Source organism: Leptolyngbya sp. FACHB-60 (assembly GCF_014695775.1).
In the GTDB taxonomy this organism is placed as follows: Bacteria; Cyanobacteriota; Cyanobacteriia; order Phormidesmidales; family Phormidesmidaceae; genus Nodosilinea.
Genome location: NZ_JACJOX010000046.1, coordinates 1 through 12,521, shown reverse-complemented (window position 1 = coordinate 12,521; position 12,521 = coordinate 1). Strand labels below are relative to the sequence as shown.

The 12,521-nt window shown below is 56.1% G+C and carries 14 protein-coding genes; 7 read left to right on the top strand and 7 right to left on the bottom strand.

Annotated elements, in window-relative coordinates; translation table 11 throughout:
- Positions 1 to 205: 205 nt before the first annotated feature.
- The 6 genes from H6F57_RS17175 to H6F57_RS28080 form a co-directional block, all read right to left on the bottom strand.
- Positions 206 to 1,096 (bottom strand): mechanosensitive ion channel family protein, encoded by an 891-nt coding sequence (locus H6F57_RS17175; protein ID WP_190629233.1) that lies wholly within the window; start codon positions 1,094 to 1,096, stop codon positions 206 to 208.
- Between the two features lie 109 nt (positions 1,097 to 1,205).
- On the bottom strand, positions 1,206 to 1,916 hold the full coding sequence (locus tag H6F57_RS17170; protein ID WP_190629231.1) for a DUF4336 domain-containing protein: 711 nt from the start codon (positions 1,914 to 1,916) through the stop codon (positions 1,206 to 1,208).
- A 91-nt stretch (positions 1,917 to 2,007) separates the two neighbouring features.
- On the bottom strand, positions 2,008 to 2,274 hold the full coding sequence (locus H6F57_RS17165; protein WP_190629229.1) for a Txe/YoeB family addiction module toxin: 267 nt from the start codon (positions 2,272 to 2,274) through the stop codon (positions 2,008 to 2,010).
- Positions 2,267 to 2,521, bottom strand: coding sequence for a type II toxin-antitoxin system prevent-host-death family antitoxin (locus tag H6F57_RS17160; RefSeq protein ID WP_190629227.1), 255 nt, complete (start codon positions 2,519 to 2,521; stop codon positions 2,267 to 2,269). The genes H6F57_RS17165 and H6F57_RS17160 overlap by 8 nt, the downstream gene beginning before the upstream one ends.
- A 114-nt stretch (positions 2,522 to 2,635) precedes the next feature.
- Positions 2,636 to 3,469 (bottom strand): 1,4-dihydroxy-2-naphthoyl-CoA synthase, encoded by an 834-nt coding sequence (gene menB / locus H6F57_RS17155; protein ID WP_190629224.1) that lies wholly within the window; start codon positions 3,467 to 3,469, stop codon positions 2,636 to 2,638.
- A 157-nt stretch (positions 3,470 to 3,626) separates the two neighbouring features.
- The gene (locus H6F57_RS28080) at positions 3,627 to 3,758 is read right to left on the bottom strand and encodes a hypothetical protein (protein ID WP_277873688.1); all 132 of its coding nucleotides are present in this window, start codon (positions 3,756 to 3,758) and stop codon (positions 3,627 to 3,629) included.
- A gap of 26 nt (positions 3,759 to 3,784) precedes the next feature.
- Between H6F57_RS28080 and H6F57_RS17150 the strand changes: the two genes are divergently transcribed.
- The gene (locus H6F57_RS17150) at positions 3,785 to 4,774 is read left to right on the top strand and encodes a glutathione S-transferase family protein (RefSeq protein ID WP_190629222.1); all 990 of its coding nucleotides are present in this window, start codon (positions 3,785 to 3,787) and stop codon (positions 4,772 to 4,774) included.
- Between the two features lie 81 nt (positions 4,775 to 4,855).
- Positions 4,856 to 5,293 (top strand): hypothetical protein, encoded by a 438-nt coding sequence (locus H6F57_RS17145; RefSeq protein WP_190629221.1) that lies wholly within the window; start codon positions 4,856 to 4,858, stop codon positions 5,291 to 5,293.
- 103 nt (positions 5,294 to 5,396) lie between these two features.
- Here H6F57_RS17145 and H6F57_RS17140 read toward each other — a convergent pair whose 3' ends face one another.
- Positions 5,397 to 6,161 (bottom strand): hypothetical protein, encoded by a 765-nt coding sequence (locus H6F57_RS17140; RefSeq protein WP_190629219.1) that lies wholly within the window; start codon positions 6,159 to 6,161, stop codon positions 5,397 to 5,399.
- Between the two features lie 617 nt (positions 6,162 to 6,778).
- Between H6F57_RS17140 and H6F57_RS17135 the strand changes: the two genes are divergently transcribed.
- From H6F57_RS17135 to H6F57_RS17115, 5 genes are all read left to right on the top strand, one after another.
- Positions 6,779 to 8,092, top strand: a complete 1,314-nt coding sequence (locus H6F57_RS17135) for a CmpA/NrtA family ABC transporter substrate-binding protein (RefSeq protein ID WP_190629217.1) — start codon at positions 6,779 to 6,781, stop codon at positions 8,090 to 8,092.
- A gap of 104 nt (positions 8,093 to 8,196) precedes the next feature.
- Positions 8,197 to 9,042, top strand: a complete 846-nt coding sequence (ntrB, locus tag H6F57_RS17130) for a nitrate ABC transporter permease (RefSeq protein WP_190629215.1) — start codon at positions 8,197 to 8,199, stop codon at positions 9,040 to 9,042.
- Between the two features lie 174 nt (positions 9,043 to 9,216).
- A complete protein-coding gene (locus H6F57_RS17125; RefSeq protein WP_190629212.1) occupies positions 9,217 to 11,217 on the top strand; it encodes a nitrate ABC transporter ATP-binding protein in 2,001 nt (666 codons plus the stop codon).
- An 88-nt stretch (positions 11,218 to 11,305) separates the two neighbouring features.
- Complete coding sequence (locus H6F57_RS17120; RefSeq protein ID WP_190629210.1) at positions 11,306 to 12,142, top strand: nitrate ABC transporter ATP-binding protein; 837 nt, start codon at positions 11,306 to 11,308, stop codon at positions 12,140 to 12,142.
- Positions 12,143 to 12,333: 191 nt separating this feature from the next.
- Positions 12,334 to 12,521 (top strand): IS630 transposase-related protein (locus H6F57_RS17115; protein WP_190624969.1); only part of this gene is annotated, 188 nt, incomplete at its 3' end.

The following is a 12,521-nucleotide window of genomic DNA, read 5'->3' as shown; positions in this document are numbered from 1 at the left end:
GTTTGGTCGCAGCCTCAGGGTTGTGCTGTGCATCGGTTTTAAAGTCATCTTTTCGCGTGTGCTCTCTTATCTATTCCTGATCTACAGGGGATAAGGGCGATCGCCCGTTCTGGCACATTAAAGAGATGACAAACCTTGCCTCAGTTGTGTAGGCTTTCTTTGAGGAAGCAGGATCGATGCATCGACGGGGGAGCCTAGAACGCGACTATTGCCCCACTGAGTCGCCGGTGTCCAGGAGTTTGCTTTCGCTAAACTGTGTTTGATCAAACAGATGCACGGTGCGAATCGGGTAGGGAATCGAAATGCCTGCTTCGTCGCAGGCGGCCTTGAGGGCCATGGCCAACTGGGTTTGAATGCGGCGCACCTCCGCCATTTGAGGCGTCGTCCAGTAGCGCAGCTTAAAGTCAATCGAGCTATCACCAAAACCCACCACATCGACCTCGGGGGCCGGGTCACTCAGCACCCCATCGGCACGGTTAATCACCTCTAGAAAGGTTTGCTTGGCCAGGGGTAGGGGCGTCGTGTAATCGACTCCAATACCCAGGTCGGTGCGGCGGCTGCGAAAGGCGGTCAGCACCCGCACCGGGTTAGTAAACACGATCGCATTAGGAATTTCTACCAGCTCCCCGGTATAGGTGCGCAGCTGGGTCGAGCGAATTTTAATCGCCTCTACCGTGCCCTCGTAGTCACACATGATCACCTGATCGCCCAGGCGAAAGGGCTCTTCTAGCAACAGCAAAATGCCCGCCAAAAAGTTTTTAAAAATGTCTTGAAAGGCAAAGCCAATCGCGACCGAACCTAGCCCCAGCAGGCCAATAATGTCGCCTAATCGCAAATCTGGAAAGGCAATCACTGCCGCAATAATGAGCCCTACTGCCCAGGTGCCAATGCGGGTGACTTGCACGGCCAGCAGTTGCAGCGATCGGCTAGGCACAAGGCGCTTAGTCATTTTGCCCACCATCTTCTGGGTCACCTTAGCGGCATACCCCGTGAGCAGCACCAGCACCAGCGCGATCGCTATCCCCGGTAAGAGCTGAATAAACTGCCCCACCAGATCAAGCAGGCTGGTCTGAATGCGCTCAAGTAGAAGGTTCATGGGCAATGAAAGTCAATCACAACGGGCCTTTCGCAGGCTATCACCGAAGGGTGCGATCGTCATCTGCCCCAGTGGGCGTGCCTACCTCCTGGGTTGCAGTTGAGCTGACCTAGAGTGAACGCCCTAGAAATTGCTCGAACCCACGCTTGAATTGCTGCTTGCCGCCCTGCTCGACAATGCTGCCGTGGGCCATAATCACCCGATCAAAATCCCAGCGCAGAACCTGTTCAACCGAGGCCTTGACTGTTTCCTTGTCTCTAGTTGCCATGCGTTCTAGTAGCGATGGGCTCAAGCTTTTATAGCCACCGCCAATTCTCGTCACTAGCTGCGTTACCCATGGAAAGCTCTCATCAAAACAGAAAGCCGTGTCGGTCAAAATCAGCGTCCGGCTGGCGACATGGAAAAACACCCACTCATCCAACGGGTCTGGGCCGCTGGAACCAAGGGTTTTAAATCCATCGAAGAACAGGCGCTCAACTCCATCCCACAGATTGTTTAAACCACCTGCTATAACCTGATCGATCACCAACTCTGGCCGCTTTGCCCTCAGCCCCGCCGTAGCCCAAAATGTTGCCGGCGGGTAGGCCGCCTTGAACTCTGCGGCAAAGAGGTAGTGATACAGATTAGGCGCAATAATATGCGTGACCGTGCCCAACTCATTTAGCTCACCTACCAATTGATCACTTACCTGAATCGGCGAAATAATGATTAGCTCGTTGTTTGACAGTTGAATCACCGTCATGCGCGTGCCCACGCTCAGCCCAAAATACCGTAGGGGCTGCTCGGCTACCCAAAGATCTCGATCAATTGCTCTAAGCATGGTTCAACCTCTCAAGACAACCCCTTACTTATCCACCGCACGTGCTTCAATGACCTATCTGAGCCAGAAAACTAGGCTCGATGCAAATACGCTACAGGTAATGGTAGCGACAGGAAATAATAGTCAAATAGTCGTCATCTACGGCGTAGACCAAGCGATGGGTGTCGTCGATGCGACGTGACCAGAAACCAGATAGGTTTTCCTTTAAAGGTTCGGGCTTACCGATGCCCTTAAAGGGGAGGCTCTTAGTCGCCTGAATGAGTGAATTAAGTCGCTTCAGAGTCTTTCTATCCTGACTTTGCCAATAGAGATAATCTTTCCAGGCGGCATCTGTCCATGCCAGCTTGCGATCACTCATCGAGCAAGTCCCGCTCCGTGGTTTGGCCCTGGCGGTACTGGGCGATCGACTCTTCTAAATGGGTCGCATTAGCGGGAGATTTGAGTAAGTAAACGGTTTCTAGCAGACTGTTGAAGTAGTCTAGCGACATCACAACAGCATCCTCTGCATCGCGTCGGGTGATAACGGTGTAGTCAGCGTCATTCACCACCTGGTCAAGAATGGTTTTCAGCTTGTTTCTAGCCTCGCTGAAGGTAACAACTCGCATGGAGACCTGTCCAGTTATTTGTACAAGTATAAGCGATCGCCCTAGTGGAATAGCACAGTGCTGATGGGCACTGCCCACCCATCCACCCACCTACTCATCCACCCATCTACTCCCCTAGGGTAGCCAGGGATATTGCCGAAAATCTGGCTCTCGCTTCTCCAGAAATGCCTGCCTGCCCTCAGAGCCTTCTTCGGTCATGTAATAGAGCAAGGTGGCGTTGCCCGCTAGCTCTTGCAGCCCCGCCTGACCATCGCAATCAGCGTTAAAGGCCGCTTTGAGGCAGCGAATGGCGATCGGGCTTTTTTGCAAAATTTCCTGAGCCCACTGTACGCCTTCAGCCTCTAGCTGTTCTACCGGCACCACGCAGTTCACCATGCCCATATCGAGCGCTTCCTGAGCACTGTACTGGCGGCACAGATACCAGATTTCGCGGGCCTTCTTTTGGCCGACCATGCGAGATAGGTAGCTAGCTCCAAAACCGCCGTCAAAACTGCCCACCTTGGGGCCAGTTTGGCCAAATATGGCGTTGTCGGCAGCAATGGTGAGGTCGCACACCACGTGCAGCACGTGGCCGCCGCCGATCGCATAGCCTGCCACTAGCGCAATCACCACCTTGGGCATGGAGCGAATTAGCCGCTGCAAATCGAGCACGTTGAGCCGGGGCACACCGCCCTCATCCACATAGCCACCGTGGCCGCGCACACTCTGGTCGCCGCCCGAGCAAAAAGCATATTTGCCGTCGGTGTGGGGGCCCGCCCCAGTCAGCAACACCACGCCAATGCGGCTGTCCTCGCGGGCGTTGGAGAAAGCTTCGTACAGCTCGACAATGGTTTTGGGGCGAAAGGCATTGCGCTTGTGGGGCCGATTGATGGTGATTTTGGCGATGCCATCGGCCTTTTGGTAAACGATGTCTTCGTAGGGCTTAACGTCTTGCCAGGCGACCTGCATAGGGGGCGAGTCCAGATAACACTGGTTTCTAGCGTCTCACATCTGGGTGAAGGTATGCGCTGGGGCTGAGCGCCAGGCAGGGGCTAGAGAGCTTGAATAACGTCGGGTGATGGGCCCTAACACCTAGCCATGGTCGAAACCTTTCTCGTCGATTGGTCTACAGCATATTGACGCTTGGCAAACGGGTAAGGATGCCTGTGCCTTGAGACTTAGCTTCTTCTTCCCAGCGGTAGAGGTCTTTCTCAAGCCAGAGGACGGCATTGGCGAGGCGCAGTATGCTGAAATCCATATGTAAAGAAAAATAAAGGAGACCCTATGGGATTGGGCCTACTTGTAAACGGTCAGTGGCAGAAAGAGCGCAGCCAAGAAGATGACCAGGGGCGATTTGTGCGTCCCGAAACCGACTTTCACCATTTCACTAAGGCTGATGGCAGCAGCGAATTTAAGCCAGAGGCCGATCGCTACCACCTTTACGTCTCGTTAGCCTGCCCCTGGGCGCATCGCACACTGATTATACGCGAGCTGAAGGGTTTGACTAACGCCATTTCGGTATCGGTAGTGGATCCTTATATGGGCGACGAAGGATGGGCTTTTAGCGACTACCCCGGCGCAATCCCCGACACGGTGAACGGGACGCAGTATTTGCGCGAGATCTACACCAAGGCCAAGCCTGATATTTCTGGCCGGGTGACGGTGCCCATTCTGTGGGATAAGCAGACCAACACCGTCGTCAACAACGAGTCGAGCGAGATCATTCGCATGCTCGACACAGAGTGGAATGAGGTGGCCACCAACGACGTTGACCTTTACCCTGCCCAACTGCAAGACAAAATCGACAGCGTTATCGACGCCATCTATCAGCCCATCAACAATGGCGTGTATCGAGCCGGGTTTGCCACTCAGCAGTCTGCCTACGAAGAGGCGGTGACCGAGCTGTTCGACGCCCTCGACCATTGGGAAGGCGTGCTCGATCGCCAGCGCTATCTGTGCGGCGATCGCCTCACCGAGGCCGATATCTGTATGTTCACCACCCTCTATCGCTTCGATGCGGTTTACTACGTGCACTTTAAGTGCAACCTACGCCGCATTGTCGATTACCCCAACCTCTGGGGTTATCTACGCGATCTCTACCAGCAGCCCGCCTTCAAAAACACCTGCAATCTAGACCACATCAAGCGCCATTACTACATGAGCCACCCCGGCGTGAACCCGCACCAGATTGTGCCCCTGGGGCCGGTGATCGACTTTGAAGAAAAGAGCGATCGCGCCAAGCGGTTTAGCCTGACCGCCGGTAGTGCCCGGTAGGAATTTTCAGCTGCAAAAATGCCTTGCTGATGCTGGGCAAAAAGTTTAGCCTGTGCGAGACGTGACTAAAACGGTGAAACAATGGATTTAATGGGTATGGTCAACCAGGCGATCTCCGCCTCCGATACCGAAGCCAACGGTAGCCTGATCGGCTCACTGCTGGGCAACCTCAACAACGCCCCGGTGGACAACAACAAAATTGGCGGCATCGCCAGCAGCCTCCAGGGCGTTCTTCAGTCTCAGGGCCGAGGTAACCCGGGGGGTCTGATGGGGACGCTGCAAACCGTCGCCGCGACGGGTGCCGTAGATCGATTGCTGGCTAATGATCAGATTAGCGCGATCGCCCAGCGAGTCGGGGCCGATCCGGCCATGGTCAGAAGTGTGACCCCACTGATCGCTCAGTTCTTGGTCAAAGGGTCGAACCGCCAGGGCGGCGGGCTGCTGCAAAAGGTGCTCTCGGGCGATGTTGACCTAGGGCAAATGGCCGGGCTGATCGGCATGGCCAACAAATTCTTGTAGGGCGAACCTGAGTTAAGGGTTTTTAGCTTAGGGACCGGGTGTCTGATCGTGTGGCAGTGTTGGTGACATGTGCAGCAGATACCTGGTCTCTTTTAAGGTGCTATCACGGTGCCAAGGTTTGCTGCAGGCGATCGCGCAGGGCCACCAAGATTGACAGGTCAGCGTCAACGCTCGATCGCCCGTCGTATTGAAACGGGTCATCCAGATCGCGAATTAGCAGCAGCAGATAGGTAAACGCAGTAAACAGCAGGCACGACACCACTAGGGTTTCGCTAAAGCTGGCGGCCCCAATCAGCAGCAGGGCGCACAAGACCCCCACTAAAAACAGCTCTAGCAGCACGTAGGCCGGGCCGACAAAGTCGGTATCGCGATTAATGCCAATGTAGGCAAGCAGCAGGCGAATCTTGGCCTGCTCCGCTTGGGTGCGGCTGATGATGGGGCCACTGGTGTAAGGCAGCATCCCTGCCAGGGAGACGTTGAGTTGGTCGAGGACAGGGGCGATCGCATCCTGGGGCTTGTCTCGCTTTAGCCAGTCGAGGGTGGCCTGCAAAATAGCCACCAGATTTTGAGTCAGGGGGATAGGGTCATACTCTCCATTGGCCTTAGCCACCAGCAAGTTGCTGTCTTGAATGGCCTCGATGGCATTAGCCACCTGCACCGGCATATCAGCACTGGCTTTAAAGTCGCTCAGGGTGCCATTGAGCACAAAGGCAACCACAAAGGTCGCCGCCCCAAATAGTGATCCGGTGAGGGGGTCAAAGGCCCACGGTTCCCAACCTAAACGGTGTACAGCCACCTTGGCCAACCCGTATAGGCCCGTCAGCGGCAGCACCGTCAGCAATATTCGCCACTTCGTTGGCAACACCATGGTTGCGATCGCTCCGAGCGTAGCCCTTTACACAACCCTTAGCCCCACAGCTTGGGCTGTAGTTAGGGTACGCGCTGTGCTGAGACATGGCCTACCCAGCGAATTATGCAAATCCTACATGTTGTTCATGCGATAAAAGGATGGCTTGCTACAAAGCGTAACTAAAAATACAAAACACGTTGCAAAGTTTGAATAACTTAAGCTCAAATACCGCAGTGCTAGCCACAGAAATGCTGGAATTTTCACTCGGTATTTTAATAACTAAAAAACGCGGAGCTACGGCTTTGTAAATTCTAAACACTGCTTTGCTGAGACAGTTTAACTTGGCAAAGAAGCTTCCTTTTTGGCAGCGTTCAACCAAAAGCCTGGCTGCTCTGGGGGCAAATCTTAGCCCAAAGTCTACTAATCAATCACCTATCTCTTATTTATTCTGCCAAAATTGCCACAGTTTGTTTAGATAACTTCTAATTTTATGGAGAGCTAAACATCGGCTTTTGTGCAGCAGAAATTGAGGTTGAGGCCTAGGGGTTTCTCGGGAATGACTACAACGGTGATACGCCGCTACCCGATCATCTTTTCCAATTCATCGCATTGCCTAACGTTGGAGTGAGCACAATATGACTCGACTAAATCGCCGTAGATTTTTGATGACCGCTGGCACCGCAGCAGCCGGCACTGTGTTGCTCCATGCTTGCAGTCAGGGTGAATCTGACTCAGCTTCGTCAGATACTCCGACCGCAGCGCCAGCGGGCTCGGCCGAGACGCCAGAAACCACCACCGCTAAGCTGGGCTTTATTGCGCTAACCGACTCTGCGCCGTTGATTATTGCCAAGGTCAAAGGGTTCTTTGACAAGTACGGCATGACCGACGTATCGGTTGAGAAGCAGGCCTCTTGGGGCACCACCCGCGACAACCTGGTGCTGGGCTCTGGCGGCGGCGGCATCGACGGGGCACACATTCTCACCCCCATGCCTTACCTGATCTCTGAGGGCATTGTCACCGACGGCAAAAAGGTGCCGATGTACATCCTGGCTCGCCTCAACACCAACGGCCAAGGCATTTCGCTCTCTAACGACTACCTCGACCTCAAGGTCACCAAAGACAGCACACCGCTCAAAGAAGTGTTTGCCAAGCGCAAGGCCGAAGGCAAAGAACTCAAGGCCGCAGTGACCTTCCCCGGTGGCACCCACGACCTCTGGATGCGCTACTGGCTGGCGGCTGGCGGCATCGACCCCGACCAAGATATCTCGACCATCGTGGTGCCCCCGCCCCAGATGGTGGCCAACATTAAAGTAGGCAACATGGATGCCTTCTGCGTAGGCGAGCCCTGGCCGCTGCAATTGGTGAACCAGAAAATTGGCTATAACGCTTTGACCACGGGCGAACTGTGGAAAGACCACCCTGAGAAAGCCCTGGGCATGCGGGCCGACTGGGTCGATGCCAATCCCAAAGCTGCCAAGGCTCTGTTAATGGGTGCGCTAGAAGGGGCTATGTGGTGCGATCAGGCTGAGAATAAGGAGGAAATGTGCCAAATTCTCTCCGAACGCGCCTGGTTTAATGTGCCCGTTGCAGACATTATCGATCGCTCCCAAGGGAAGTTCGACTTTGGCACAGACCGCGTCGAAGAGCTGCCCGACCTGATGCAGAAATACTGGGCTGACAATGCCTCATACCCATTCAAGAGCCACGACCTGTGGTTCTTAACTGAGAACATCCGCTGGGGTAAGCTGCCCGCTGACACCGACACCAAGGCGTGGGTTGATGCGGTCAACCGCGAAGACCTCTGGCGCGAAGCGGCTACTGCCCTGGGCCAAGAAGCCATGATTCCCAAGGGCACCTCTCGTGGAGTTGAGACCTTCTTCGACGGCGTTACCTTCGACCCCGAAAATCCCCAGGCGTACCTCGACAGCTTGAAGATCAAGCGGGTGTAGATCATCCCTAGCCCCTCTCCACGGGGAGGGGAACTACCTGCCCTGAGTTTGCTGGCCTGGAAAATCCTTCGTTCGCTGTTCTCAATCCTGGAGATGCAACCCCAATGACGGCACCCCTCGATATTCGCCCGGCGCGATCGCGCTTTAACCTGCAAAAGCTTGCCCATGCGTCTCTGGACTGGCTCAAGGGATTGATTCCCCCAGTGGTGGCGATTCTGATCTTCTTAGTCATCTGGCAGGTGCTCACCATGGGGCCCGATGCCAACTTGCCCACCCCAGTGCGCACGGTGCAAGAAACCTGGGAGCTGATCATCAATCCTTTCTTTAACTACGGTGGCACCGATAAGGGACTGTTTTGGCAGGTTTGGACGAGTCTGCAACGGGTGGCCCTGGGCTTTACCCTGGCCGCTATTGTGGGTATCGCTCTGGGCATTTTGGTGGGCACCAGCTCGTTAATGTACAGCGCCCTCGACCCCCTATTTCAAATTTTGCGTACGGTGCCGCCCCTGGCCTGGCTGCCCATTTCGCTGGCGGCGTTTCAGCAGGCAAATCCTTCCGCCATTTTCGTGATTTTTATTACGGCGATTTGGCCGATCATCATCAACACCACCGAGGGCGTGCGCCAGATTCCACAGGACTACAACAACGTGGCGCGGGTGCTGCAACTGTCTAAGTCTCAGTACTTCTTTAAGATCTTGTTTCCGGCCACCGTGCCCTATATCTTCACCGGCCTCAGAATTGGCATTGGCCTGTCTTGGCTGGCGATCGTAGCGGCAGAAATGCTGATTGGCGGCGTAGGCATCGGCTTTTTCATCTGGGATGCCTGGAACAGCTCTCGTATCAGCGACATTATTATCGCCATTCTCTACGTGGGCATTGTGGGTCTGCTGCTCGATCGCCTGATTGTGTTTGTTGGTGGCCTGGTGCTGCCCGAAGAGCAAAAGCAGTAGCTCTGTGGGGCGGGCAATGCTCACCTGCCCCCACACGAGGGTAGACCTCGTTCACAACGCACTGCATCGAACTTGTGATTCTGCCAAGGTTGTGGTGGGCGGTGCCCACCCTACTCCCATTGCTGACGAGATTCAAAAATTCCTGTCTGCCTGCACCTTCATTCCCTGCGCACCATGTCTGTCTTTGTCGAAGTTGACCACGTCGATCGCGTCTTTAAGCTGCCCACCGGGGGCGAATATATTGCTCTAAAAAACATCGACCTGCAAATTCACAAAGGGGAATTTGTTTCCCTGGTGGGTCACTCAGGCTGCGGCAAATCGACCCTGCTAAACATTCTCTCGGGCCTCGACCAGCCCAGCGCGGGCGGCATTGTGCTGGAGGGGCGGCAGGTCACAGAACCCGGCCCCGATCGCATGGTGGTATTTCAAAACTACTCCCTGCTGCCCTGGCTGACGGTGCGCGAAAACATTGCTCTGGCAGTAGACCGGGTGATGAAGAAGCATCCCCAGGCGGTGCGCGATCGCATGATCGACCACCACATCGAGATGGTGGGGCTGCAAAAGGCGGCAAACAAGCGCCCCGGACAGATCTCCGGCGGCATGAAGCAGCGGGTGGCGATCGCTCGTGCCCTGGCGATTCGCCCCAAGCTGCTGCTGCTCGATGAACCCTTTGGCGCACTGGATGCCCTGACGCGCGGCGGCCTGCAAGAACAGCTGATGCAGATCTGTCAGGAAAACGAAGTCACCTGCGTCATGGTCACCCACGATGTAGACGAGGCGCTGCTGCTGAGCGATCGCATCGTGCTGATGACCAACGGCCCCGAGGCCCACGTCGGCCAGATTGTCGATGTGCCCTTCCCCCGCCCCCGCGAACGTATGGAGGTGGTCAAGCACCCCAACTACTACAGCCTGCGCAACGAGATTGTCTACTTTCTCAACCAGCAGAAGCGGGCCAAGCTGCACAAGGCCAAGCCCGTGGTGGCCATGGCCGCCAACGGCCTGGAGAAGGTAAATCTAGAGCTGGGCTTTATTCCTTTGGTAGATTGTGCGCCCCTGGTAGTGGCCAAAGAAAAGGGCCTGTTTGAGGCCCACGGCCTGAGCCAGGTGACGCTGAACCGCGAGCCCAGCTGGAATGCGATCGCCGACGGCGTGGCCACCGGTCGCCTCGACGCCGCCATGATGGTGGCGGGCATGCCCCTGGGCATGACCCTGGGTTACGGCAACCAGCGACCCCGACCCATGGTCAGCGCCCTCACCCTTAGCCGCAACGGCAACGCCATTACCTTTAGCAAGCGCCTGTTTGATGCAGGAGTGCGCACCCTGGGCGACTTTAAAGCAGCGATCGATCGCCGCCCCGACCGGGTGCACACCCTGGCGGCGGTACATCCCACCTCCATGCACAATCTGCTGCTGCGCTACTGGCTGGCCTCCGGCGGCATCGACCCCGATCGCGATGTCAGCGTCACGGTAATTCCTCCAGCGCAGATGGTCTCGACCCTGAAGGCGGGCACCATCGACGGCTACTGCGTCGGCGAACCCTGGAACGCCCGTGCCGTTAGTGAAGGGTCGGGTGTAGTGATGGCAACCGATAACGACATCTGGCCTGGCCATCTAGAGAAAGTGCTCGGCGTCACCGAAGCCTGGGCCGAACAGTACCCCAAAACCCACTTGGCTCTGGTCAAAGCACTGCTCGAAGCCTGTGAATACTGCGACGATCGCCGCAACCGCGAAGAAATTGTCGATCTGCTCTGCAAGCCCGAATACGTTGGGGCCGACGAAGCCCACATTCGCCAAGGCTTTTTGGACCCCTACGATCGCGGCGACGGCAGCCAGCCCGAGCATGTGCTCAACTACATTCAGTTCTTTACCGGCAAGGCTAACTACCCCGATGTCTCTGAGGCGGTGTGGATGATGACCCAGATGGCCCGCTGGGGCATCACGCCCTTTCCCCGCAACTGGCTAGCCGTGGCTGAGCGGGTGAAGCGGGCCGACATCTTTGGCCAGGCAGCCCGCGAGCTGGGGCTGGTGGATACGGGGCGCGATCGCCATCCCATCCACCTGTTTGATGGCCTTGTCTTTGACCCCGACGAGCCGCTGAAATACCTAAATCAGTTCGCCATCAAGCGCGACCTGCGCATCGAAGAAGTGCCAATGGATGCCGTGATTGTCCGCTAATCCTCTCCTTCCTGTCTGTGCAACGAACCTGCTGTAGGGGCTGAGCAATGCTCAGCCCCTACTCCCCACCCACTCACACCCCCCGACCATGCAAGTGCTAAACACTCCTACTCAATCCACCACCTACCTCCAGACCCAGGAACCATTCCTGGTTTTCGACAATCTCTCCAAGGTCTACCCCACCCCCACCGGCGATTTTGTAGTGCTCGATGGCATCAACTTGGCCATCAACGAAGGCGAGTTTGTCTGCGTCATTGGCCACTCGGGCTGTGGCAAATCGACCCTGCTGGATATGGTGGCCGGGTTTCGCCAGCCCACTAACGGCGAAGTGCGCTTGCAAACTCAGCCAATTCAAGCGCCCGGCCCCGATCGCATGGTGGTGTTTCAAAACTACTCCCTGCTGCCCTGGCTCACCGCCTACGAAAACATCTACCTGGGCGTGAAGTCGGTGTTCCCTGGCAAATCTGAGGCGATCAAAAAGCGCATTGTCATGGAGCACCTGGAAATGGTGGGCCTAGCCGATGTAGCCAATAAAAAGCCCAGCGCCCTCTCTGGCGGCATGAAGCAGCGAGTCTGCATTGCCCGCGCTCTGGCCCTGCGGCCTAAGGTGCTGATTCTCGACGAGCCCTTTGGCGCCCTGGATCCGATTACTCGGGAAGAGCTGCAAGAGGAGCTGCTGACCATCTGGCGAGATCACCAGATCACCGTGCTGATGATCACCCACGACATCGACGAGGCGCTGTTCTTGAGCGATCGCGTCGTGATGATGACCAACGGCCCCGCCGCCAAAATTGGTGAAATTATGCAGGTGCCTTTCGCTCGCCCCAGAGATCGCGCCCGCATGATGGAAGACCCCAAATTCTACGAGCTGCGCAACGAAGCCCTCGACTTCCTCTACAACCGCCACGCCCACGCCGACGCCTAGGGCCAACTTCCCTCTCGCTATCCTCAAAGGCTTCAGAGCGAAGGCCCTGAAGCCTTTGACTTGGGTGCGCCGAGGCCTCTATTGGTTGATGGAATTGGGTCTTGCGAGCTTGGGGGCCAACGCAAGTTTTATAGCAATCCGTATAAGGGTTCGGTCAGGCAGAATGACAGGATATCGAGAGGACTATAGTGATGCCAGCTCCCTACAGCCTTGACCTGCGCCAGAAAGTGATTGCCTCGATTGAGTCAGGCCAATCCAAAGTTGCCGTCAGTCAACTGCTGGGCATTGCCCGTAGCACCCTTACGGAATGGCACAACCAGTATCGCGGCAATGGGGAGGTTGCCCCGAAGCAAGGTTACCAGCAGGGCCATAGCCACAA